The organism is Pedobacter sp. Leaf194 (genome assembly GCF_001423945.1).
Classification (GTDB): Bacteria; Bacteroidota; Bacteroidia; order Sphingobacteriales; family Sphingobacteriaceae; genus Pedobacter.
In genome coordinates, this window is record NZ_LMPU01000009.1 from 186,463 (window position 1) to 209,656 (window position 23,194).

Consider the following 23,194-nt stretch of genomic DNA (forward strand, 5'->3'; position numbering starts at 1 on the left):
TGAAATTTATTGAACTTGAGAACCATCAAAAAGGCGGACCAACCGATGTGTTTTATGCGCCATACTTTCATCGTGCGTAACCATTACGATTGTTGTGCCTTCATTTTTATTTAGATTGATAAGGATTTCCATAATCTCGTTTCCCATCGCACTATCCAGGTTTCCGGTAGGCTCATCAGCCAAAATAATTTGAGGATTGCCCACAATTGCCCGTGCAATGGCAACCCGTTGCCTTTGCCCGCCAGAAAGTTGTGTAGGAAAGTGCTTTAAACGATTACTTAAACCAACTTTTTCCAAGGCTTCGGTTGCCAATCTTTTTCGCTCCTTTGCTGATGATGTGCGGTACAACAGAGGTAACTCAACATTATCCAAAACCTGCAAGTCGTTAATTAAATGATAACTTTGAAATATAAAACCGAGTTTGTGGTTTCTGAACTTTGCCAGTTTCTCATCAGAAAAGCTGCTAATATCCTGACTATCGATTTTTATATTTCCCTTTGAAGGCTCATCCAGCAAGCCCATGATGTTGAGCAGCGTGCTTTTGCCACAACCAGACGGGCCCATTATCGACAAAAACTCACCTTTGGCAATGTCCAGACTAATCCCATTTATCGCCAGCGTTTCTACCGTATCTGTTCGGTAAACTTTTTCAATATTTTGTAAGCGTATCATATTGTATAATTAGTGATTAAGATTTATTAATAAGTTATTTTGCTGTTTTTTTCGAAATCATAGAGTGATAGGTACCTTAACTGGTAGTAAGCGCCCCAAAAATCGCGAAGCGAAGAAACATAATCTCGCTTCGCAGTATCGTTTTCCTGGAAGGCGATGCTTAAATCGGTGATGCTTAAATTGCCCAGCACATAACGCTCACTTGCGATTTTGTATTTTTCGGCAGCAATTTTCTCAGCGGCATCCGTTAGCTTAATTTGCTCTTTCATCATATTAAAAAGCGTTACCTGCGTTACTATTTGCTGCTTAAAGGTTTGCTTATCCTGTTCTACAGCGTAAGCTATAAATTGCTCATTCGCCTGCGCGGTTTTAGTTCTTGATTTGGAACGCCCCCAATCCATAACCGGAATTGATAACTGTAACTCAACTGATTGCTGGTTTTTTGGGTTGCGGTAAACATCAAAAGCCGTTAAGCCAGCGTTAGAATAGCCAAGATTGGCTTTCAAAGTTGCCTTCAAACCGTTTTCACCTCTTGCTTTGGCAACATCTCTTTTGGCTTCGGCAAGCCGGCGAATAAAACCAATTGCATCAGAACGGTTTTCAAAAGCTTCCGTTAGCACTTTCTCTGTTGCAACCGTCATCTTGGCCACCACCTGAGGCATATTTAACTTTATCCTGTCATCGCCCTCCATGCCCGTATAACTGCGGAGGTTTAAGGTAGCAATTTCAACATCACGCTTAGCAGTACCCACGGCTTTTTGAGCGTTTAACACTTCCAGTTGCAACTGCAAAATTTCATTTTTAGAAATTTTGCCTAATTCAAATTTTGTATCGGCAATGGACAATATTCGTTTAGTATTGGCATAATTTAAATCGGCAATATCAAGATTTACCTGCGCCAATAATAAATCGAAAAAAAATTCGCTTACCGTAATGGATATCTTCTCCTGAGTTTCGATAAAGGTTTGCTTGCTTTCATTGTATTTTAAAGGCTCGATTTTTTTATCCCATTTCAGACTGTTAAACTGCAAAAGTGGCTGTGTGTAACCGATGCCGTATGGTATGCCGTTATAAAGAACATTATTCCGGTCAAAATCATCGAATCTTTGCAGTTGGGTTGTACCATAAATTGTTCCGCCGGTTGCAGCAATACTCTGGGTAAAATTTAACGTAAGCGAAGAATTATCGTAATGTACGGGTTGAAAAAGGATTGTTCCATTTGGCTGCTGAACCTGGGTATAAGTTTTTGTATAGCCGGGCAAAACGCCTTCGAGCGCTAATTGCGGTTGATAGTTCGATTTAAAAGTTCTCCACTCCCAATATTTCGTTTCCTTAACGGTTAGTGCCTGTTTTGCGGCAATAGAATTTGCCTTTGCCATTTCAACAACCTGTGGCAAACTTAGTTTTAAAGTGTCGGTTTTTGGCAGGGCAAAGGTTGCTAAACCATGCAAAATCATTAAAACGCTAAATAAAAATGTCTTCATCGCCTTAATTATTTATAGTTACTTTTTTCGAATTTTTATAATCGCCCATATCCGATGTTATTATTTCGTCGCCGGCTTTCAGCCCACTTATAATTTCTACATAATCGAAATTGCTTAATCCGGTTTTAACAGTGCGCCGCTCTGCAACACCATTTTTTAATACGAAAACTTCCTGTAAATTCGAACCATTAAATGCCGGTCCATTAGCAACTCTGAGCACCCCATTACGGGTATCGGTTACTAAAAACACATCGACTTTCTGATTTGGCCTTAACTCTTTGCTGTCTTTTTGGTTTAGTTGAATATCGAAGGAAACGATTGCATTAGCCACCGCCGGCGAAATGTTAACGATAGAACCCCTTAATTGTATTTCGCCGATTCTGATAATTGCCGGCATGTTGTTATGAATTTTATCCAATAAATTATCAGACATGCTTCCGGCAACCTTAAAGCCGCTTAAATCTGCAATACGAACTAAAGCATCGCCCTCATGTACGCTGGCGCCAATGTTTTTATTTACCCAGGTGATAACGCCCGGTCTGGTGGCCATAACATCGGCTAAATCGAGTTTACGCTTCAAAGCATCAAGGTCTTTCTTTTGAATTGCAAGCGCAATTTGCGCTTCCCTGATTTCGATTTTCATGGTTTGTTGTTTACTTTTTATTTCATTTTCGAGTTGAAGTTTTTCCAAATCAGCAACCTTTAAATCAAGTTCGGCCCGTTCAACATCTTCTTTCGTGCCACCTCCGGCTTTTAGTAAGCGCTTTGCGGCAGATACGGCATCTTTGAGATTGCTGATTCGCAGCTGTTTGATGCTGTTATTCGATTTAATATCAAAAAAACTTTTCTCCAGGTCCAATCTTAGTTTGCGAATTTCGTTTTCTTTAGATTCCATCTGAAATTGCAGTTTTCCATAATCGGTTTGGCTAAGCGATTTATCGAGCATCAAAATCGATTGGCCAGCCTTAACCTGATTTCCAGCATCCATTAAAACTTTTTTTACAGATGCATTTATAGGACTCGTTAAAACCTCTTCGAATTCGGGCAGCACTTCTCCGGTTGCATTAATCGTATTTTCAATTATTCCAGTTTCAACTTTTGCAGTTGTAATGTCTGATGCGGTTAAAGCAGGCTTAAAATAAAACCGTACAAACCAAACAGCTGCTACAATCACAACTAAAACAATGAAGATTATAACATATGCCTTCTTCCTCTTTTTTGATAAAACTTCTTCCTCAATAAGTTTGTCCATTAACCTTTTTTTTGAACAAGCTTTTACAAGGCGAATGCCAATATTAATGAACTAATAATCAATAGTTTACAAAATAGTAGAATTTGAAAAATGCCCGATATCGAACGCTTTGTTTGTTATCGAACGTTTAACTCGAAAAGGAAAATCAATTAGAAATTACTTCAACAGAACAGTACCTTTACAATATGAAAAGATTGAACAGTGAAACCCCGAACGACGAGTTACAGGATGTGAAAAAGGGCGACCTGGTTACCGATACTTTTAGCAAAACCGGGTTGGTAGAAAGCATAAACGTTACAGACGATGGTTTGTACAGAATTTACGAATTCAATCTGGTAACGGGGCGAACCATCACCGTAAAGAAATAAAAAAGAGGGGTTAAAAACCCCTCTCTCAAAATTGCCTTGAAATCTATCATTAGTGGTAATGATATATTTCTTGCAATCAAAGTAATGTAACACCATAGTTCAGTATGCGCCTGGTTTTCAGATAATTCTGTAATTGCAGACACCTTATGAATTACATTGATTACGCAAAAACAATTATTATTCCAGTTTTTGCGTAGGTCTTGAAATATTCTTAATTGCGATTGTTTACAACCTGGCAATTTTGTTTATTGCCGCAGCCATATTTCCGCCACCTGTTTTTGCTATGATATGCTTTCTGTGACTTTTAACCGTTTCGATGCATAAATAAAGTTTCCCCGCAATTTCTTTGCTCGTAAAGCCCTGTTTTGCCAACTCTAAAACTTCCTTTTCCCGTTTCGATAACGTTTGGCTAAGCTCCGAAAATTCCGTTTCATGGCAAAGCACGTAGGTTCCTCCGGGCGAAAGTTTGTGAACGGTTAAATTAATGGCGTTGTTAAACTTAAAACCAGTTATATCAGTGCAGTTTATATATTCTAAAGTAGGTTTGCCATCGTTTGTAAAACTCACGAAACTGCTTTGCCTTAGCATGGTAACATAGTTGTTATCATATGTTCTCATCCTGATGTTGTAGCTAAACCTTAATTTGCCACGCTGTTCGGCTGGGGTGCTGTAATAGAAATTAAAAATGGCTTTATGAATTTCCCGCAAAAGTTCCAAATCGGCCGGATGGACAACACTTAGCGCAAAATTTAAACCGCGGTTTAGAAACATTGCAGCATCATAACCTAATATTTTCTTTATCGATGGACTTATCGATTGATATTGCATAAAGGTCCAATTGAAAACAGCCTGATAACCTGTAGCACTTTCTGCAAATTTATAAGATTCGGAAACCGGGTTTGGAACTACGGGTGTAAACTGCTGTAATTTTGTTGAATAGCCGGCAAGTCGGTACAATTCGCCGGTTGAGAGAATATTCAATAGATTCATAACTGTAGTTTATAGGGCATGTAAAACTAGTAAAATTTTTCAGCACTTAATAACCTGAAAATCACTCTTTTGAGGGATTATTATCAACAGTAATATTTTTGATATTGCAGATTAAATTAATCTCCGAAAAAATGATTAACAACGTAGCTTTTGACGTGGTTATCGGGCTGGTATTTATTTACCTTCTTTATAGTTTGTTGGCTACAGTTATTGCTGAAATTGTTGCTACAAAACTCGGCTTACGGGCAAGAAACCTAAAAGAAGCGGTTAATAGAATGCTTACGGATGAAGATGCGTTTTATCTAAAAGGGAAATGGTACGACTTTCTGGGGAAATGGCTGCTGGAAAAACTCGCCAGATTAACCGATTCTTTAAGGCTGATGAAAAATCCGAAAAACACAATCATCACTAGGTTTTACAATAATCCCGAAATTAAATACCTCGGCAGCTCCGGTCTGTTTAAATATCCCTCATCATTTAAGGCAGTTAGTTTTTCCAAAACCCTGCTCTATATGTTAAATGGTAATGCGCCATTGTTTGCAAATAATATTGATGCCACCCTCAGAAATGAAGCCCAGAAGGTTTTAGGCAGGGAAACTGCAGAATATGTTTTAAACATTTGGGAAGATTCTGAGCATAATATTGTTAAATTTAAAATGCAGCTCGAGGCCTGGTTTGACAGAAGTATGGAGCAGGCAACAGAATGGTATAAAAGAAAAATTCGGATTGTATTGCTCATCATCGGGTTTATGATGGCCTGGCTATTTAACGCAGATACAATTTCAATTACCCATAAACTTTCGAAAGATAAAAATGCAAGGGAGCAAATGGTATTGCTTACTGCTTCATTTTTAAAATCTAATCCGCCACAGCCGGAAGACATTTCTCAATCATTAACCGATAACGAGGCCCGGGAATACCAGCAAAACCTCGATTCTTTAATGTCGGTTAAGGCCACCATTGAGGCTGATATTGAATCAACGAAAACACTTTTAGGTTACGGCAGCTGGCCACCTGATTCGGTTGAGGTTCTAAAAACTGGAAATCAAAGCAAATTCAGGCCACAAATTGATGCTTCCCTCCTGTCTGTTAACCAGAAAATACAATCGCAACTTAAAAACTATGTGTTTTTTAGCACTAACGATAAATGGAACTACTTTTTTGGAATTTTCAGCAGGCATTTCTGGGGCTTCCTCATTACCGCTATTGCGATCTCTTTGGGTGCGCCATTCTGGTTCGATTTGCTAAATAAACTGATGAGCTTGAGAACATCAAATAAAGAACAAACGCAAAGCACAAATACCAATGCAAACAATACCGTAAAACCATCAGAAAGCAGATAGATATGGTTACACTTAAAGTTACAATTAATGGCGGCATTGCACCTTTACCGGTTAAAATTTATGTAGATAACCTCGCCAGCACAAATGATTTTCGCTTCACCAGAGATGAATCTTTCGAAGAGCCATTAAACCTGCAACCGGGAAAATATTCGATTATGGTTGGCGGTAAAAATCCTGAAAATGGAAATACTGATGTTTCCTTAACGGGCGAATTTATAGATGGGCCTGAACCTCAATCGAGTTTTAACCGCTCAACGCCTGTATTTTCAGTACTTTTTTTTATCGAAGTTTAAATTGATGTTATGAAAAAGGCGTTGCTTTTCGGCTTACTAATCTTATTTAATTTGAACTTGTTTGCGCAAACGGTGAAAGACAGTTTGCAAACGGCCGTTTACAGCTTGAAAAAAGAGAAATTAAGTAATTTAATCAAGTCTGCAGAAAACTTAAAATCAGGAAATTATAAAGATGTTTTTTATAGTTTTTTCCAATTAGCGGCTAAAGATTTAACAGGCCAGAACAAGGCATTCGGTTTCAACAGTACGCTTTTTGCCATAAAGTTAAAGCTAGACTCATCTTTAAACCATGATTACAATTTAAGGAAGCAAAATTTTGCACGCAATTTCCAGTTTAATGTGAAGCTCAATTTAGATACCGCTTTAAAGTTTAAAGGCTTTACCAGCGGCTTCACCTATGCAATCGTAAACCAACGCGACCATCAACTTGCCAATTTTACCGGGAGCTATCTCGGGAAGGTATTATACCCTTTGCTAGATACGATACAAAAACAGTCGGCAGCTTACACGACAATGATTGTAAATCAAAATTTACCCCGCGAGAAACGTTCAGCGCTATTGTCTCAAATGCAACAAGGAATCGATTCTTTGCTGGCAAATTATACGCTCAGTTACTTGCCTGATGCATTTTTTAAAGGCCTTAAATACCCTTCCGCACTCATTGCTTCTCTAAAGAAAATTGATCTGATTTCTGATTCGCTTTACAAGGAACTGGATAAAAAATGGCTGTGGACTGTAAGCGGAAATGCATCTACCGCTAAAACCGGCCGATTTAACCGGGCGGGTATTGAAACCATTCTCCTGAAAGGCAAAAAACCAGAACTGGATATCAGAGCTGGCGTTTATTACGCAGACACGCTTGTGCAAAGAAGAATTTCGAGGTTTGTAAGCAGTATTTCTGCCGGCTTCAATTTTCCCCTGTTAATTGTAAAAAAAGCAAGTACTATCGAATTTAAACCTTACCTCGAGTACAGCCGGATTCTAAGCAATGCACTTCCCAACGAAGATAAGTACCGGATTTTAGCAAACGCAGATTTAAGATTCAGGATTACCGAAGGACTTTGGCTTCCATTAACGATAAAATATGATTTACAGTACAATAACCTGTTGGGTTTCTTAAACGTATCAATAAATCTGAAAGGGATTAATAGTAATTAAACAAAAAGATTATGGCATATAAAATTCTTTCTTTAGATGGTGGCGGCTCCTGGGCTGTTATTCAGGCCAGGGTTCTACTGGATATCTATGGCGATTTGAACGGGCATGAACTATTAAAAAAATTCGACCTCGCCATCGCAAATTCGGGTGGCAGCCTTGTTTTAGCCACACTTTGTAATAACATGAAACTGAGTGAGATTATCTCCGTTTTTGAAGATGAGGCGAAGCGAAAGCAGGTGTTCTCTAAACTTTCCTTTTGGGAAAAGTTACGTTGGAGAAATATTGCCAGTTTAACAAACGTGCTCGGCCCAAAATACAGTATGGAGCGCAAAATGTCGGGCTTGCAAAACGTTTTAAAGCCGTATAACAGCTTAATGACCCAGGGCAAAACCACAAAGCCTACGCTGGAGATAGCGTTAAACGAACTGCCGAAAATTATCGGCAAACCAGAATTGCAGTTAATAATTGTCGGCTTTGATTATTTTAGGCAAAGGGCTACCTTTTTTCGTTCAAATGCCAGCAGCAAAACCGATATCTTTAGTGGTGGCAAATACTATCAGGTTAGCCTGGGGCACGCCATCCACTCCTCTAGTAATGCTCCTGTTAATTATTTCGATGCCCCTGCCGAAATTACAATAAACCAACTGAACGGAAACGATATCCGTAAAACGAAAATGTGGGATGGAGCAGTTTCGGGCTTCAACAATCCTGTGTTAGCTGGCCTGATTGAAGCCATAACAAACAATTCTATCCCGATGAGCGATTACAAAATTCTCTCTCTCGGCACCGGAACTGGCGGGCAGGCGATGATTGCAGACTACCAGACTTCATCTAACACAGAAATTAAAGCAATTTTTGATAGGAATGAAGATAATAAGCTGGCATTTACAGACTACGACTTAACTTTTGTTTCAGACATAAAAAAAATGTCGACGAGTATCCTCGGAGATCCACCTGATTCTGCAACTTTTATCGCTTATTCAATCTTAGATCCTGCACTCACAAATAAAGCATGTTTAGTGCGGATTAACCCCTGTATAAAGCCCGTTCTAAACCCAAAAAGCCTTGTATTTGAAGCTCCCGACGTTTATAAAAGTGAACCGAACGGCCAGGAGCTTTTCATTAAATTGATGGATTTAGATATGGATGCTGTTGCAAATGAGGAAGTTGCGCTTATTACTCAGCTTTGCAGCAAATTTATAACGCAGAACACGGTTTGCCTTCCAAATCAATTAATAAGAGGCGATGGTAATGGCATCCATCTTGGCGATGATACTTACCAAAAGGCCAAAGCCAGGTGGCTAAGCTGCAACCCGATTTAAAGAAAAAACAGATGTCGAAACTTTTCACTTTTAGCCGAAATCAGGGTGTGGTTATGGTTACCCTACTTTTTGTTCTGCTGCTTGGTGGGATTTATTTTTTCTTGTACATCCCAAACAACCAGAGAAATCTAGAAGAGCAGCGCTTCAGGTGTTTACAAAACGTTGAAGTAAATATCCACGCTAAAATTGATAATTCAGTAGCCTTACTAAATAATTTACTCATAACGTGGCAAAAAAACGACTCTCAATACAATCAAAAACGGTTAGCGCAATACATAAAAAATTATCCGCAGCAAAATTTTACCTTACTGCCCATTAAAGCTGTAGAAAAAACGGCTGGGAACGACCTTGGAGACAGCACCTGTAATATCGACCTCAATAAGAAGGAACTGATCATTTATCTGAAAAAAAACGGAAATCAAATTGGTCTTAAATATAGCATCAGTCAATTTATAGATCCGCTGTTGCCACGCGATATCTATAATGAATATATTCTGCTAAAATCGAGTAAAATCGTTTATCAAACTTTTCCCAGTGGGATAACTAATATTACCACTGATTCTTTGAAAACTGATAAGAGTGCATTTGCCGGCGGACAAGTGAAAAACATTGAACTAAGTGGTACACAATACAAACTTTTTTCGCAACAGCTGAGTTTAAATGCCGATTCTGTTTTGACCATTACAGGATTGCTGAAAGACCAGAATTATCAACATGAGAAAAGCAAGCTGCAGGAAAACGTAGTATTACTTTTATTAATACTTGCAATAGCAACCATACTGGCATTACCATGGATTAAGTTGTACCAAATGGGGAATAAGGACAGACTTACCGTTACTGACGGTTTGTTCTCCTTTGCAGTTTCAATGCTGCTTATGTCGATACTTTTCTTTGCCTTTTTTAAGTACAACGTTTTATTGCGACCGGGAGAAAATCTGTCCCGAAAAATTGGCATAAACCTGGCAAAGCAACTGGAAACTGGCTTTAAAAGCGAAACGAATGCAGCTTACAAACTATTAACCAGATTAGATCAAATTAGAACCAATAACAAAAATGCTTCGGCCTTTATAAATTTTAGTGATAAAAATATAAACTACAAATACCGGGATTCCGGGGAATTAAACTCAACAACAATCTTTGCCAATAAGATCGATTCGATCACAAAAGGAATCAACATCAATCAGGTTTTTTGGCTCAAAAATAACGGCTCCGAAACTAATAACTGGTCGGCAGCAGCCAATATTGCGCCGCCCGGAAACTTTGCAAACCGCAGTTACTTTACAAATCTTCAAAATAAAAGCGCATATTTTCTGCCACCGCCAAACAAACAGCCTTACTATTTAGATCAGGTAATATCGTGGACAACCGGTCAGTTTACCTCCGTTATTTCAAAACCTTCAGTTAATAAAGGCACTCCGGTGGCCGCAATGTCTTTCAACTTTAAGTGCTTAAACAAATCAATACTTCCTTCGGGGTTTCTCTTCGCAATTATAAACAGCGATGGAAAAGTATTGTATCATTCAAATGCATCAAAAAACTTAAATGAGAATTTGTTAAATGAGTTTTCAGAGAAAGAAAGACTGAAAACAGCCATTTTAACCCACGGGAACGGATTTTTCTATACTCAGTATTTGGGCAAAGAATATTACGCCACCGTAAAATCAATCGATAATTTACCTTTTCAAATCATTGTTCTCGAAGATAAGGATTACAAAAACATTAGAGATATAAATGTATTCAGCTTTAGCTTCGTGATGCTGTTTGGCTTCTTTTTGTTACTCATTTTACAAATTCTTGTCGTTTTTGGCTTCTCTCAGAAAACAACATTCTTTAAAAAACATTATTTTGATATTTCATGGATTGGCCCGAACAAAAACTTTGCGCATCAATACAATCTTGCAATCGTTTATAATCTAATTAATATAGTTCTGCTTATAATTTTTTACCAGTTCACCAGTTTTCTTCAATTTTTGTTTATCCTTTTTATTTCGTCAACCTCGGTAACCTTATTTTTAAATTATAACTACTCAAAAAGTTATTTTAAAACAACAACAGAAAAGTTTAAGCTCAAAAGGAATTCCAATATAGCGCTCATTATTGTAATAGTACTGATAAACCTGGCCGCCATAGTTACCATAGAGCCAATCAAGTTTTTTGCTTTTGAGGCTATTTTATTACTCACCGTTATGGTTTTCCTTAAGGTTTCTGAACAGGCATTTAAGTGGGGAAATCACCTTTCGTCATTCTTTAATAAAAACTGGAACTTCAGCAATAGTTATTCGCTAATGATTTTCACCAGGCTCATCATAACAAGTGGTTTGCCCGTAATGCTGTTCTTTACCGCATCTTATAATTACGAACTTAAGATGACTACGCGTTACCGCCATTTGCAATTTGCGAAAGAATTGCTTGATAAGTACCCCGCACTTAACAAGAAAATGAAATTTAACGATGTTTATATAGACAGCGTTTGGATTAGAAGTTTTAAGGAAACGAAGAACATGCCTGTAATAAAGGTGTCGAATGAGGAGAAACATACGGCAACTTTGTTTAAATACCTTACCAATTACACAACCAAGCAATTACCCGATATCGACCAAAACAACCCAGATAGTTCCGAAAATTTCATGTTCTTTTCACCGCTTTTCGAACCTGGAAAAACAGAAAGCTATCATAAACTGCCTAACGGGAAATACATCCAGCTTAGCTCTTTGAGGATACAATATATTGCCCCAACAACATACAACAGCGACAAATGGTATTTAGGTATTATTTATTGGGTGCTGTTTTTTTCTGCACTACTGGCTTTCGGGGTCGTTCTTCATGGCATCTTCAGGAAGCTTTTTGCATTAAATCTTCCGCTTACCAAAGGTTGGCAGGAAATTGATGAGCTCCTGTTAACCAATAATGAGCTTAACTCACTACTTTTCGTAATTGGCTCGCCAGGCTCCGGAAAACTATCGAAATTTAAAAAACTCATCGAAGCGAAAAGAATAACCGGGAAAGATGATGTGGTGCTCGTTCTTGATGAAGCGAACCCAGCAAAAAGTAATGTTTTTATTGCGGATTTGATTTTAATACCTGAAAATGTCGATGAAGCAAAAAGTGACCCACATTGGCTGGAGATGCAAGATTTGGCACTGAATAAAGATTATGTGCTGGTTATTGTTAACCATTTTGAGTACGACATAAAAAACCCAGCAACAAATGCCGCGAAACTCAATTTTATGGAAGCCTTGTTGCAGCGAAATAAAAGTAAAATTGTAATCGTTTCAACGGTGCATCCGGTTAATTTTTTAGATTCTTTAAATCAGCAGGATCTGTTTAGAGAAGAGGATAACCGCCATCCCGAACACGATTTAGAACGGTGGCATGTGCTGCTTGGGCATTTCAGAATTGTTATAGAAAAATTAGAAACCGGCCAGATAGAAGTTGATGCTGATGCGCCTCTGTGGAAAAAAATACTTATGATGGAAACACAGAGTGGACATTTTTTGGAAAAAATGCAGAAACCTGTTGTTAGTAGAATGGAAAATCTGGCTGAAGAAGAATCGTTGCAGATTGATGGAGATGCTCTGGCGTTTAAAATGCAAATCACATCGCATTATTTCTACATGTATTTATGGCAATCTTTAACCAAAGAAGAGAAATTTTTACTCTATGATTTAGCTGAAGATGGCCTTGTAAACCCGTACGACGATTATAACCTTACTTTATTGATAAGCAAAGGTATCATCACCAAAGATGATGGTGTTCTTCGGCTTTTCAATAAAGGCTTCCGGAATTTTATACTTACAGCTATTGGCAATTCTGAAGCGATAAAAATCAGAAACCAGATAAAAGATAATGGTAACTGGAAAAACCTGAAAACGCCACTTATGATTTTGATCGTCGCCATTTTAGCCTTCCTATTTACCTCTCAGCAAGAAGCATATTCGACTGTAATTAAATATTTAACCATTTTGTCGGTCGGCGTGCCGGCAATACTCAAGTTTTTTTCCATGTTTACTGCAGAAAAAGCCGAAAAAAGCTAAACCAGATTTCTAGCTTTTTGCAGCTTTAAAACTAATAGCGTTTGCAAAACCTTCTATGAGCTTTTTTATTGTTGTGCAGAAATATAAAAAAACCAATTTATTGAGGATATTTGCCTCAAAATATAGCAGATGCAAAACATTAAAAACATCATTTTCGATTACGGCAACGTAATTTTCGATATTGATTTTAGAATAGCTCAGGATTCATTTAAAAAATTAGGCATTACCAATATTGAAAATTTCTTTGCACACAAAGCACATAATCAGCTGTTTGATGATTTTGAAACGGGAGCCATTTCGCCTGCCGAATTTAGAGCCGGGATTAGGGATGCGGCCAAAAAACCTGAACTTACAGACGCTGAGATTGATGAAGCGTGGAACAGCTTATTAATTGGAACAATTCAGGAAAACCATGATTTACTCTTGAAGGTTAAAGAAAAATACCGCACATTTCTTTTGAGTAACAATAACGAAATTCACTATGATTGGATTATTAATTACCTGAAAACAACATTTAAAATTAACAACTACGATGACTATTTTGAGAAAGCCTATTTTTCTCAGCAAATGAAGTTACGTAAACCCAACACTAATATTTTTGAACAGGTTTTGAAGGAAAATAACCTCAATCCTGCCGAAACTTTATTTATTGATGATAGTCCGCAGCATATTGCAGGTGCTGAAAAAGTTGGCCTTAACACGCTGTTAATGACTGAAAAGCCAGCAAACCTTGAAACTGTGTTAAAAGCAAATGGAATTTTATAATTAAATTATGGCAGAAAAAAAATTTAAATCGCTGCAGGAATTTTACCCCTTTTATTTAAGCGAACACACCAACACTACTTCGAGAATTTTGCACTTTATTGGAACTGGTTTGGTTGCCCTGGCTTTTGTTACCGGCTTTTTATTTCACGATTGGCGTTTTTTCTTAGCGATGCCTGTTTTAGGTTATGGCTTTGCCTGGGTTGGCCATTTCTTTTTTGAGAAAAATAAACCTGCCACTTTTCAATATCCTGGTTATAGCCTTGCCAGCGATTTTCTTCTATTCTACGATTTACTAACCGGGAAACAAGCCTTTGTGGTAAGAAAGTAATGTTGCCGTAGTGTTGTGGGTAATGCTTTTTATATATTTTTGCCACAGAAACACAGAAGGCACGGAAAACATTTTCCACAATACTTTGAGCAAATCCTCTTTGGTTACGGTGCTTCGTGAGTGGGAATTTGCTATGCCCCTCTTTTATAAATTTTTGCCACAGAAACACAGAAGGCACGGAAACATCTTCCACAATAGGTTGAACAAACCTTCTTTGGTTACGGTTCTTCGTTAGTGGGGATTTGCAAAGCCCGTTTTATATATTTTTGCCACAGAAACACAGGAGGCACGGAAAATACAGTATGATAGCCTAATAAAAGACTTCTCTAGTCGGGATTTGCAATGTCAACTTTAGCACCGAACAGCGTGTTTAAACCCGATTGCAGCGATATCCGCCAGTTTTTCACTGGCGATTTAGCGTAAAGCGGGACTGTATGATCCGAAGTGTTATGGAGCGCTCATTTCCAAAAAACTCAATCAATTAAACAACAAGCAACCCCGAAAAGCAAGTTAAAGCTTTCTTCGTTTCAGTTCCCTTTCAATTAAGCCAAGCTCTCTCCCGGTTTGCCCGGCAACTGATGTGTTTTCTTGTGCTCGCCTGAACAAATAGGGCATAACCGCCTTAATCGGGCCATAGGGAACATATTTTGCCACATTATAGCCTGCATCTGCAAGGTTAAAACTTAAATTATCGCTCATCCCTAAAAGCTGCGCAAAATACACGTGAGGATGATTGTGAGGTATTTTTTTCTCGTCTAAAAGATAAGTTAACAAGCGGCTGCTATCTTCATTATGGGTTCCGCAAACGATCGCGATTTCCTCAATATGGTCAACACAGTAACGCAGCGATTCGTTATAATCCCGATCCGATGATGCTTTATCTGGCTGAATTGGCGACGGATAGCCCATTTCGGCAGCACGTTTACGTTCCTTTTCCATGTAAGCACCACGAACCATTTTTACCCCCAAAATAAAGCCGGCGGCTTTAGCAATTAAATGGTCTGCTTTCATATCGGCCAGTTTATCATGCCGATACATTTGATAGGTGTTGTAAACGATAATGCGCTCTTTGTTAAACTTCCGCATCATATCCAAAGCCAAATCGTCAATCGTATCCTGAATCCAGGTTTCTTCGGCATCAATCATTACCGGAACGCCTTTATCAAACGCCGTGCGGCATATCATCTCACAACGCAACCTTACCTTTTCAAACTCCGTCTGCTCTGCCGGACTCAACGTTTTTTTCGCATCTAACCGTTCCAGTAACCCAAAACGGCCAATCCCTGTAATTTTAAAAACGGTAATGGGTATGTTCAAATCTCCGTCAGCACGAAGTATGGTGCGGATAATTTCCTGGCAAGTGTTATGAAATACAATCTCCTCTTCCTCGCCTTCAACCGAATAATCCAAAATGGTTCCAACACCGCCTTTTGCAAGTTGTGCAATTGCCTTATCGCACTCGGCAATGGTTTCACCACCACAAAACTGCTGGAAGATAGTGGCTTTAATAGCGCCTTGAACTGGCAAGCCAATGTTTAGAAAAAAATTCGTTATCGGCGGACCAACCTTTGTTAAAAAGTTGCTGCCGATCATTTTAAACAGCCAAAACGCCTTTTTTAATTCAGCATTTGTTTTTTGACGAAAAGCAACTTCGGTGTTATCGAAATTGGGTTGTTTAGCAGGTAATGAATCAATCATTTGATGTTTAATAAGTCAGATGGATGCAAAATTATAAAAACCATCCATTCTACGAACGTAAAACCTCTAAATAATCGTATTTTTGCAGCAAAATGATACAATTCAAATTAGAAGGCGAATTTATTCCGCTGATCCAATTGTTAAAAGCCACTGGGCTGGTGGGTACTGGTGGAGATGCGCAGGCTGTTGTAATGGATGGCCTCGTTAAATGCAACGGAGAAGTTGAATTCCGCAAACGCTATAAAGTTAGAGTGGGCGATATCATCACGTTTGAACAAGATAAAATCGAAGTAATATAATGCAGACTTTAACCAGTGCAGGCCATTCGCTTTATTTCGAAAGCAACTTAGAAGCCTTAAAATCCCTTTTAGAAAGCAATAAATACAGCAAGGTTTTCATCCTTGCTGATGAGCACACCAGCGAAATCTGCTTACCAGTTCTTCAATCTATGTTGGATGACTATGCTGACTTTGATTTGATAGAAACATCGGCCGGTGAGGAAAATAAAAACATCGATTTTTGTATCGGCATCTGGAAAACGCTTTTGGATTTTGAGGCCGACCGAAAAAGTTTAATGATAAATTTAGGTGGTGGTGTAATTACAGATATGGGCGGCTTTATTGCCTCTACATATAAACGCGGCATAGATTTCATCAATGTACCTACAACGCTCCTTTCGCAGGTAGATGCTTCTGTAGGTGGCAAAACTGGCATCGATATAGACAATGTTAAGAATATGGTTGGCACTTTTACCTTGCCCCAAATGGTTTTTATCGAAACCAGATTTCTGGAAAGCCTACCCGAACGCGAACTTCTTTCAGGCTTTGCCGAAATGATTAAGCACGGCTTAATTTACGACAAAGATTATTACGAAAAGTTAAAAAGCACTCATTATTTAATGCCTTCGGCAGAAGATATTTTCCGTTCTGTGGAGATTAAAAATGAGGTTGTAACCATAGATCCACACGAAAAAAATCTACGTAAAATTTTAAATTTTGGCCATACCATTGGCCACGCTATTGAAAGTTACGCGCTGGCAAATGATGAGAAACCGCTAACCCATGGCGAAGCAATTGCCATTGGTTTTATTTGTGAAGCAACTATATCAGTTAAGTATTGCGGTTTAACAAAAGACGAGCATAAAGATATTTGCGATTACCTGATATCGATATATCCAAAATATGAGATTAAAAGGGAAAGCTTCGATGCGCTGTTGGAGTTAATGAAAAGCGATAAGAAGAATGAAGACGGAAATATTCTGTTTTCTCTGCTGGAAAATATAGGAAAATGCACGTTTAACTGCCGTGTTAGCTCTGTTGATATATTACGCAGTTTAGATTATTATAACAGTTTATAAAAATGAAATTTACCGGAAGTGATATTTCTGTAGGCGGCTTGTTTGGCTTCGTAATCGTTTTAACATTGGTTGAAATGTATTTTAGCTATGCGCATGATAAAAAATTGTATACCAAACGCGATACCTGGACCAACATTTATTTAATGATAGCAGCCGTTATTATTAATCTGGGCATGAAAACTGCTACATTTTTCTTGCTGGAATATTGTTACCAGTTCCGTTTATTCCAAATTGCCAATGTCTGGATTTACTGGCTGGTGTTAATTCTGGCTCAGGATTTTCTCTATTGGTTTTTACATACTGTTGGGCATTACGTGCGCTTCTTTTGGGCCATGCATGTAACGCATCACTCATCCGAACACTTTAATTTAACAACAGGTTTTCGCTCTACCGTTTTCGAACCATTATATCGTGTATTTTTCTATTTGCCGTTGGCATTTATGGGTTTTACAGCAATGGATATCCTTTTTGCATACCTTGTTACACAAATTTATGGCAACCTTGTGCATACGCAGTATAAAATTAATTTTCCAAAATGGTACGAATATATTTTCGTAACGCCATCGCACCATCGTGTTCATCATGCCAGTAATGTACGCTATCTGGATAAAAATATGGGCATGGTTTTAATTCTCTGGGATAGATGGTTTGGTACTTTTCAAGCAGAATTGCCGGAAGACAAGATTAAATATGGCTTAACAACCCAACCGAAAGATACCGGCCCGGTGAATATTATTTTTCATGAATTTATTTCGCTCCGTGCCGATGTTAAGAAGGCTCCAACTTTTATGGATAAGGTTAAATACATCATCAACCCGCCCGGATGGAGCCATGATGGCAGTACTAAAATTGCAAAAATAATGCAGCAGGAGCTCCAGGAAACTGAAGCGATGGAAAAACTTAATAAGGCTAAAGATTTTATTGAAAAGCCACGAACCCTGAGTTCAACAGGATAACATTTAAACGGTCTGTATTTATGGGCCGTTTTTGTTTAAGGGGATTTTGGAATTGAAAAACAATCTAAAGATTATCGACAGCCTTTAACAATCGGCAAATCCTTATTTCATACCCATTATTAAAACGGCCTAAAAGGCACAAAATTAAATTTTATTAAAAATAATTTAATTTTAGTATTGACAAATTAAATTTTGTTATTACATTTGGCTCATTCAAAAGCAAAAATGAAATTATTCAACACATATTACTTTGGTTACTTTTACTATTTTAGTAAGAGCCGGGGCTAATATGCAAAATGATAGATAACAATATTAAAATGTATAAGAAAGTCCCGGCAAACAGCCGGGACTTTTTTGTTTTACGCAAAAATGGAAACGACAAAACGAGTAGCGATTCAAGGCATCAAAGCATCTTTTCATGAGGAAGCGGCCTACAAATTCTTTGGTAAAAGCATCGAAACTGTAGAGTGCAACTCATTTAAAGAAACCTGCGATAAACTAGAGAAAAATGAGGCCGACTTCGTTGTCATGGCTATCGAAAACTCTATTGCCGGCAGCCTGTTGCCTAACTACACCTTAATCCGAGATTACGGCTTCTCGGTAGTTGGCGAAGTTTACCTTCCAATTCAATTGCATTTGATGGCCTTACCGGGCGTAAAATTTGATGACATCAAAATCGTGACCTCCCATCCTATCGCCATCCGCCAGTGTATAGATTTCTTTTACGATTATCCCCATATTAAAATTGTGGAAAGCAATGATACCGCTGCCTGTGCAAAACGTATTCAGGAAGAGAAACTAACAGACACAATGGCGATTGCAAATAGCCTGGCTGCAGAACTTTACGGATTAAATATTTTGGAGCGAAGGGTAGAATCAAATAAAAAAAACTACACCCGTTTTCTCATCCTGAAAAAGGACAAAACAGACGAGGGCAAAAAGATTAATAAAGCATCAATCTGTTTTCAGGTTGGCCACAAAGCGGGTTCTTTGGCAACAGTGTTGAACATTTTTGCCGAACAGGATGTAAGCTTAACAAAAATACAATCCATGCCGGTGCTGGGAAAAAGAAACGAATACTATTTTTACGTTGATTTAGAATGGCCAAGCACCGAGAAGTACGATAAAGCCGTTAGAAAAGCACTTAAGTACACGTCGAATTTCAACATTCTTGGAGAGTACCAGAAAAACGATAAAGTTTAAACTCATTACCGACTAGCATACAACAGCATTAAGTTAACAAATCGCCAATCAAGGCAAAAAAATTAAATAATCGAATTAAAATATATTACAAGCCATAAATCATGAAACTTAATTTAAACATTCAACCTTTAAACACCTGGTTAAACGTAAACAACGAACCATTAATTATCTCAGGACCGTGCAGTGCAGAAACTGAAGAACAATTACTAACCACAGCGCATTTGTTGGCTGCAACCGGTAAAGTCTCAGTGCTAAGAGCTGGAATCTGGAAACCCCGCACTCGTCCGGGAGAGTTTGAAGGCATTGGAAGCATTGGTTTAGAGTGGTTAAAACGTGCTAAAGCGGAAACTGGTTTACCTACAGCTGTTGAGGTTGCAAATGCGAAACATGTTGAAGAGGCTTTAGCTGCTGGCGTTGATATTCTTTGGATTGGTGCCCGTTCTACGGTAAATCCATTCACGGTACAGGAAATTGCCGATGCTTTGAAAGGACATGATGTTCCAGTACTAATAAAAAACCCGGTTAATCCCGATTTACAATTGTGGATTGGTGCAATTGAACGCATAAACGGTGCAGGAATCACCAAAATTGGTGCAATCCACCGCGGTTTCTCGTCATTCGAGAAAAGCTCTTTCCGCAACGAACCAATGTGGGAACTTGCTATTCAATTGAAAACATTATGCCCTGAACTGCCAATAATTAACGACCCAAGTCACATTTGCGGTAACCGTGAATTAATTCCATACATTTCGCAAAAAGCGTTGGATTTAGACATGCAGGGATTGATGATCGAATCGCACGTTGATCCGTCAGTAGCGTGGACAGATGCTAAACAACAGGTTACGCCTGCTGCTTTATCTGAACTGGTAGACCGCCTAACTGTTCGCGAACCTGAGGCACCGAATGAAGCTTTTGCTGATAAACTAGCTGATTTACGTAAATCAATAGATAAAATTGACGACATTCTGCTTCAAAAATTAGGTGAGCGTATGGCAATTGTTGAAAAAATCGGCGAGTTTAAACGCGACAATCAGGTAACGATTTTACAGGTAAACCGTTGGGATGCCATCATTAAAAAAGGTCACGCTTTTGCCAAGGCATTGAAGCTAGATTTAAACTTTACCGAAAAATTCCTGGAATTGATGCACGGCGAATCTATTCGTAAACAAACTGAAATTATGAACGCTGGCAAAGTTGAAAAAGGCATTGCTGCTGAACAACATACAGAAGTAAAAGCTTAGTGAAGCTAATGGCTAAGCGGTTAAATGGTGCGCAATCGAAAGCCTGACCTGAAGACCAAAACATGAGATACCACGTTGTTGCAAGGTACAGTAAGCAATCGTTTTAAAATTGTTGTTTATAAATGACGAACTAAATATAATGGTGTTGCATTCAAGCATGCGCATTCAAAGTTTGTCGGAGGACTTATTAGTAGCACTTCGACAGGCTTTGCATGACAGCGACTCCGCAACAACTCATTAAGAATAAAACCAGAATAAAATGTCTAAAAATGCCTTAGTTTCTTTTAAAGGAACCAAGAATATTAAAACGGAAATCCAGTTAACAGGCTCAAAAAGCGAGTGCAACAGAGCGTTAATTATTAGTGCATTAAGCAGTAAGGTGGTACAGGTTAAAAATTTGTCGAACGCTGCTGATACCGTTACGCTAAATGCTATTTTAAATAATCTTGAAGAAGAACTGCAAGTAGAGATTCAGGAATCAAAAACGGTAGATGTTGGCCCGGCAGGAACGGCCATGCGCTTTCTTTCTGCATACCTTTCTGCAAAGAATGGGAATTTCCTGTTAACCGGCACCGAGCGAATGAAAAAACGCCCGATTGGTATTTTGGCTCAAGCCTTGCAAACCATCGGTGCAGATATTTCCTATGCAGAGCAGGATGGATTTCCTCCGTTAAATATTATCGGCCCATTAAATCAAAAAACAGCTCAGGTAAAAATAAAAGGTGATATAAGTAGCCAGTATATTTCTGCATTGCTGATGATTGCACCTGTTTTGCCACAAGGTTTAACTTTAGAAATTGAAGGAGAACTTACTTCAAAGCCGTATGTAGATATGACTTTAGATATGTTGGCAGAAGTTGGTATTGCACATTCGTGGATCGAAAATTCGATTACAATAGAACCACAGCCCTTTCAACCGGCAACTTTAACAGTCGAGCCTGATTGGAGTGCAGCGTCTTACTGGTATAGCATTGCAGCGTTGGCCGATTCGGCCGAAATTAGTTTGCCTGCTTTGAAGGAAAAAAGTTTGCAGGGTGATAGTCAAATTCAGAAAATCATGAAAATTTTCGGGATTGCTACTGCTAAAAATGATAATGGTGTCTTAATCACTAATTTAGGATTAGCATTAGAAACGAACCAGGTTTTGGACTTGAAAACATGCCCTGATTTGGCACAGACAATTATCGTTGTAGCCGCCGCATTAGGCAAAAACATGTCGTTTACTGGCCTGGAAACATTAAAAATTAAAGAAACCGACCGCATTGCGGCTTTGCAAAATGAACTGGCAAAGATTGGGGTTACTTTAACTGAAAACAATTTGGTTTATACCTTAAATACCGACGAACTGCATTTTCCTGAAAAAATTACCGTTGCCACCTATGAAGACCACCGCATGGCTATGGCTTTTGCGCCACTTGCATTACTAATTAATGAGGTAGAAATTGAAGAAATGCAGGTCGTAGAAAAATCTTATCCCTATTTTTGGGAAGATTTGAAAAAAGCAGGATTCTCCGTAGAAACTATTTAACATTAGATATTTAGATTGTGAGTTAACACAGTCTATCTTCAAAAAATCAACCATTTATAAATTAAATATGGCAGGCAATTCATTTGGTCATCTATTCCGCATCACCACATTTGGCGAATCTCATGGCGTGGCCATTGGCGTAATTATCGACGGGTGTCCGGCGCAGTTGGATATAGATTTAGATTTTATTCAATCAGAACTGGATAAACGCAAGCCAGGGCAATCGAAAATTACCACGCAAAGGAAAGAAAGTGACACTGCTCAAATTTTGTCGGGTGTTTTCGATGGAAAAAGCACAGGGACACCAATCGCTTTGCTTATTCCTAATGAAGATCAACGTTCTAAAGATTATGGCCATAATGTAGATGTGTACCGGCCAAGCCATGCAGATTATGTTTATGATGCAAAATATGGCATCCGCGACCATCGGGGTGGCGGGCGTTCATCGGCACGAGAAACGGCTGCAAGGGTAGCCGCAGGTGCAATTGCCAAGTTATTTCTGAAACAACAAGGCATAGAGATTTTCGCTCACGTTACCTCCGTTGGTAACATTGATGCGCCGAACCTGGAAAGCAACGACTTATCGGCCTTATTAACCATTAGAGAGGAAAATATTGTTCGCTGCGCCGACCCTGCAACAGCACATGAAATGATTGAATTTATCGATTCGGTTAGAAAAGAGGGTGACACCGTAGGTGGTAAAATCGGCTGCATAGTTAAGGGTTGCCCGGCTGGATTGGGCGAACCTGTTTTCGATAAATTACATGCTGATTTGGGCAAAGCGATGCTTAGCATTAATGCCGTACATGGTTTTGAGTATGGCTCAGGCTTCGCAGGGAGCGAATTACGAGGATCGGAACATAATGATATTCCTCAACCAAAAGCAGCAGATTCAAAAGTTTTCAAAACAACTACCAATTACGCCGGCGGCATATTAGGCGGAATTTCCAACGGCATGGATATTACATTCAAAGTGGCGTTTAAACCGGTTGCAACTATTATGCACAATCAGCAAACTATAAATGCTGCTGGTGAGGCGTCAGAAATAAAAGGCAAAGGTCGCCATGACCCCTGCGTAGTACCGAGAGCAGTTGTAATTGTTGAAGCCATGGCTGCATTAGTATTGGCAGACCAGTTTTTAAGAAATAAAGTGAGTGTGGTTTAAAGAAATAACTCATTTTAGACACGATGAATTCATTTTT

Annotated in this window: 20 protein-coding genes; 15 read left to right on the top strand and 5 right to left on the bottom strand. The window is 38.7% G+C overall.

Features of this window, described 5'->3' with window-relative positions; translation table 11 throughout:
• Nucleotides 1–6 precede the first annotated feature (6 nt).
• Genes ASG14_RS10970 through ASG14_RS10980 form a run of 3 tightly spaced genes read right to left on the bottom strand, consistent with a single transcriptional unit; the run spans nucleotide 7 to nucleotide 3,408 of the window.
• On the bottom strand, nucleotides 7–672 hold the full coding sequence (locus tag ASG14_RS10970) for an ABC transporter ATP-binding protein (RefSeq protein ID WP_056871115.1): 666 nt from the start codon (nucleotides 670–672) through the stop codon (nucleotides 7–9).
• A 26-nt stretch (nucleotides 673–698) separates the two neighbouring features.
• Nucleotides 699–2,156 carry a TolC family protein gene (locus ASG14_RS10975; protein ID WP_056871116.1) on the bottom strand — a complete coding sequence of 486 codons (1,458 nt, stop codon included), beginning with the start codon at nucleotides 2,154–2,156 and terminating at the stop codon, nucleotides 699–701.
• Nucleotides 2,157–2,160: 4 nt separating this feature from the next.
• Nucleotides 2,161–3,408, bottom strand: coding sequence for an efflux RND transporter periplasmic adaptor subunit (locus tag ASG14_RS10980; protein ID WP_056871117.1), 1,248 nt, complete (start codon nucleotides 3,406–3,408; stop codon nucleotides 2,161–2,163).
• Nucleotides 3,409–3,593: 185 nt separating this feature from the next.
• On the opposite strand from ASG14_RS10980, the gene ASG14_RS10985 reads away from it, so the two are divergent.
• Nucleotides 3,594–3,776 (top strand): hypothetical protein, encoded by a 183-nt coding sequence (locus ASG14_RS10985; RefSeq protein ID WP_056871118.1) that lies wholly within the window; start codon nucleotides 3,594–3,596, stop codon nucleotides 3,774–3,776.
• A 225-nt stretch (nucleotides 3,777–4,001) separates the two neighbouring features.
• On the opposite strand, the gene ASG14_RS10990 is transcribed toward ASG14_RS10985, so the two are convergent.
• A complete protein-coding gene (locus ASG14_RS10990; protein WP_056871119.1) occupies nucleotides 4,002–4,766 on the bottom strand; it encodes a LuxR C-terminal-related transcriptional regulator in 765 nt (254 codons plus the stop codon).
• A 131-nt stretch (nucleotides 4,767–4,897) separates the two neighbouring features.
• On the opposite strand from ASG14_RS10990, the gene ASG14_RS10995 reads away from it, so the two are divergent.
• The 7 genes from ASG14_RS10995 to ASG14_RS11025 all read left to right on the top strand — a co-directional run bounded on the left by ASG14_RS10995 (nucleotide 4,898) and on the right by ASG14_RS11025 (nucleotide 14,009).
• Nucleotides 4,898–6,109: a hypothetical protein gene (locus ASG14_RS10995; protein ID WP_056871120.1), complete on the top strand. Its 1,212-nt coding sequence runs from the start codon at nucleotides 4,898–4,900 to the stop codon at nucleotides 6,107–6,109.
• 2 nt (nucleotides 6,110–6,111) lie between these two features.
• Nucleotides 6,112–6,402, top strand: a complete 291-nt coding sequence (locus ASG14_RS11000) for a hypothetical protein (protein ID WP_056871121.1) — start codon at nucleotides 6,112–6,114, stop codon at nucleotides 6,400–6,402.
• 9 nt (nucleotides 6,403–6,411) lie between these two features.
• Nucleotides 6,412–7,560 carry a hypothetical protein gene (locus ASG14_RS11005; protein ID WP_056871122.1) on the top strand — a complete coding sequence of 383 codons (1,149 nt, stop codon included), beginning with the start codon at nucleotides 6,412–6,414 and terminating at the stop codon, nucleotides 7,558–7,560.
• 11 nt (nucleotides 7,561–7,571) lie between these two features.
• Complete coding sequence (locus ASG14_RS11010; RefSeq protein WP_056871123.1) at nucleotides 7,572–8,882, top strand: patatin-like phospholipase family protein; 1,311 nt, start codon at nucleotides 7,572–7,574, stop codon at nucleotides 8,880–8,882.
• A gap of 11 nt (nucleotides 8,883–8,893) precedes the next feature.
• A complete protein-coding gene (locus ASG14_RS11015; protein WP_056871124.1) occupies nucleotides 8,894–12,916 on the top strand; it encodes a hypothetical protein in 4,023 nt (1,340 codons plus the stop codon).
• A gap of 129 nt (nucleotides 12,917–13,045) precedes the next feature.
• Nucleotides 13,046–13,681, top strand: coding sequence for an HAD family phosphatase (locus tag ASG14_RS11020; protein ID WP_056871125.1), 636 nt, complete (start codon nucleotides 13,046–13,048; stop codon nucleotides 13,679–13,681).
• A 7-nt stretch (nucleotides 13,682–13,688) separates the two neighbouring features.
• Complete coding sequence (locus tag ASG14_RS11025; protein ID WP_056871126.1) at nucleotides 13,689–14,009, top strand: DUF962 domain-containing protein; 321 nt, start codon at nucleotides 13,689–13,691, stop codon at nucleotides 14,007–14,009.
• 510 nt (nucleotides 14,010–14,519) lie between these two features.
• On the opposite strand, the gene ASG14_RS11030 is transcribed toward ASG14_RS11025, so the two are convergent.
• Nucleotides 14,520–15,707: a proline dehydrogenase family protein gene (locus ASG14_RS11030; protein ID WP_056871127.1), complete on the bottom strand. Its 1,188-nt coding sequence runs from the start codon at nucleotides 15,705–15,707 to the stop codon at nucleotides 14,520–14,522.
• A 92-nt stretch (nucleotides 15,708–15,799) separates the two neighbouring features.
• Here ASG14_RS11030 and ASG14_RS11035 point away from each other — a divergent pair, with 92 nt between their 5' ends.
• The 7 genes from ASG14_RS11035 (at nucleotide 15,800) to aroC (ending at nucleotide 23,157) form a co-directional block, all read left to right on the top strand.
• Entirely contained in the window at nucleotides 15,800–16,006 is a 207-nt protein-coding gene (locus ASG14_RS11035; protein WP_056871128.1) for an RNA-binding S4 domain-containing protein, read from the top strand.
• The gene (aroB, locus tag ASG14_RS11040; RefSeq protein WP_056871129.1) at nucleotides 16,006–17,064 is read left to right on the top strand and encodes a 3-dehydroquinate synthase; all 1,059 of its coding nucleotides are present in this window, start codon (nucleotides 16,006–16,008) and stop codon (nucleotides 17,062–17,064) included. The genes ASG14_RS11035 and aroB overlap by 1 nt, the downstream gene beginning before the upstream one ends.
• Before the next feature lie 2 nt (nucleotides 17,065–17,066).
• A complete protein-coding gene (locus tag ASG14_RS11045) occupies nucleotides 17,067–18,020 on the top strand; it encodes a sterol desaturase family protein (protein WP_056871130.1) in 954 nt (317 codons plus the stop codon).
• 369 nt (nucleotides 18,021–18,389) lie between these two features.
• Entirely contained in the window at nucleotides 18,390–19,223 is an 834-nt protein-coding gene (locus ASG14_RS11050; RefSeq protein WP_056871131.1) for a prephenate dehydratase, read from the top strand.
• Between the two features lie 101 nt (nucleotides 19,224–19,324).
• Nucleotides 19,325–20,464 (top strand): chorismate mutase, encoded by a 1,140-nt coding sequence (locus tag ASG14_RS11055; RefSeq protein WP_056871132.1) that lies wholly within the window; start codon nucleotides 19,325–19,327, stop codon nucleotides 20,462–20,464.
• 259 nt (nucleotides 20,465–20,723) lie between these two features.
• Entirely contained in the window at nucleotides 20,724–21,992 is a 1,269-nt protein-coding gene (gene aroA, locus ASG14_RS11060) for a 3-phosphoshikimate 1-carboxyvinyltransferase (RefSeq protein ID WP_056871133.1), read from the top strand.
• A gap of 67 nt (nucleotides 21,993–22,059) precedes the next feature.
• Nucleotides 22,060–23,157: a chorismate synthase gene (gene aroC / locus ASG14_RS11065; protein ID WP_056871134.1), complete on the top strand. Its 1,098-nt coding sequence runs from the start codon at nucleotides 22,060–22,062 to the stop codon at nucleotides 23,155–23,157.
• The last annotated feature ends 37 nt before the right edge of the window (nucleotides 23,158–23,194 follow it).

Coding starts and splice junctions, on each gene's coding strand:
- ASG14_RS11035 (WP_056871128.1), top strand. CDS start 15,800: ATGATACAATTCAAATTAGAAGGCGAATTTATTCCGCTGATCCAATTG.
- ASG14_RS10970 (WP_056871115.1), bottom strand. CDS start 672: ATGATACGCTTACAAAATATTGAAAAAGTTTACCGAACAGATACGGTA.
- aroB (WP_056871129.1), top strand. CDS start 16,006: ATGCAGACTTTAACCAGTGCAGGCCATTCGCTTTATTTCGAAAGCAAC.
- ASG14_RS10985 (WP_056871118.1), top strand. CDS start 3,594: ATGAAAAGATTGAACAGTGAAACCCCGAACGACGAGTTACAGGATGTG.
- ASG14_RS11045 (WP_056871130.1), top strand. CDS start 17,067: ATGAAATTTACCGGAAGTGATATTTCTGTAGGCGGCTTGTTTGGCTTC.
- ASG14_RS11010 (WP_056871123.1), top strand. CDS start 7,572: ATGGCATATAAAATTCTTTCTTTAGATGGTGGCGGCTCCTGGGCTGTT.
- ASG14_RS10980 (WP_056871117.1), bottom strand. CDS start 3,408: ATGGACAAACTTATTGAGGAAGAAGTTTTATCAAAAAAGAGGAAGAAG.
- ASG14_RS11025 (WP_056871126.1), top strand. CDS start 13,689: ATGGCAGAAAAAAAATTTAAATCGCTGCAGGAATTTTACCCCTTTTAT.
- aroA (WP_056871133.1), top strand. CDS start 20,724: ATGTCTAAAAATGCCTTAGTTTCTTTTAAAGGAACCAAGAATATTAAA.
- ASG14_RS11005 (WP_056871122.1), top strand. CDS start 6,412: ATGAAAAAGGCGTTGCTTTTCGGCTTACTAATCTTATTTAATTTGAAC.
- ASG14_RS11030 (WP_056871127.1), bottom strand. CDS start 15,707: ATGATTGATTCATTACCTGCTAAACAACCCAATTTCGATAACACCGAA.
- ASG14_RS11000 (WP_056871121.1), top strand. CDS start 6,112: ATGGTTACACTTAAAGTTACAATTAATGGCGGCATTGCACCTTTACCG.
- aroC (WP_056871134.1), top strand. CDS start 22,060: ATGGCAGGCAATTCATTTGGTCATCTATTCCGCATCACCACATTTGGC.
- ASG14_RS10990 (WP_056871119.1), bottom strand. CDS start 4,766: ATGAATCTATTGAATATTCTCTCAACCGGCGAATTGTACCGACTTGCC.
- ASG14_RS11055 (WP_056871132.1), top strand. CDS start 19,325: ATGAAACTTAATTTAAACATTCAACCTTTAAACACCTGGTTAAACGTA.
- ASG14_RS10995 (WP_056871120.1), top strand. CDS start 4,898: ATGATTAACAACGTAGCTTTTGACGTGGTTATCGGGCTGGTATTTATT.
- ASG14_RS11050 (WP_056871131.1), top strand. CDS start 18,390: ATGGAAACGACAAAACGAGTAGCGATTCAAGGCATCAAAGCATCTTTT.
- ASG14_RS11015 (WP_056871124.1), top strand. CDS start 8,894: ATGTCGAAACTTTTCACTTTTAGCCGAAATCAGGGTGTGGTTATGGTT.
- ASG14_RS11020 (WP_056871125.1), top strand. CDS start 13,046: ATGCAAAACATTAAAAACATCATTTTCGATTACGGCAACGTAATTTTC.
- ASG14_RS10975 (WP_056871116.1), bottom strand. CDS start 2,156: ATGAAGACATTTTTATTTAGCGTTTTAATGATTTTGCATGGTTTAGCA.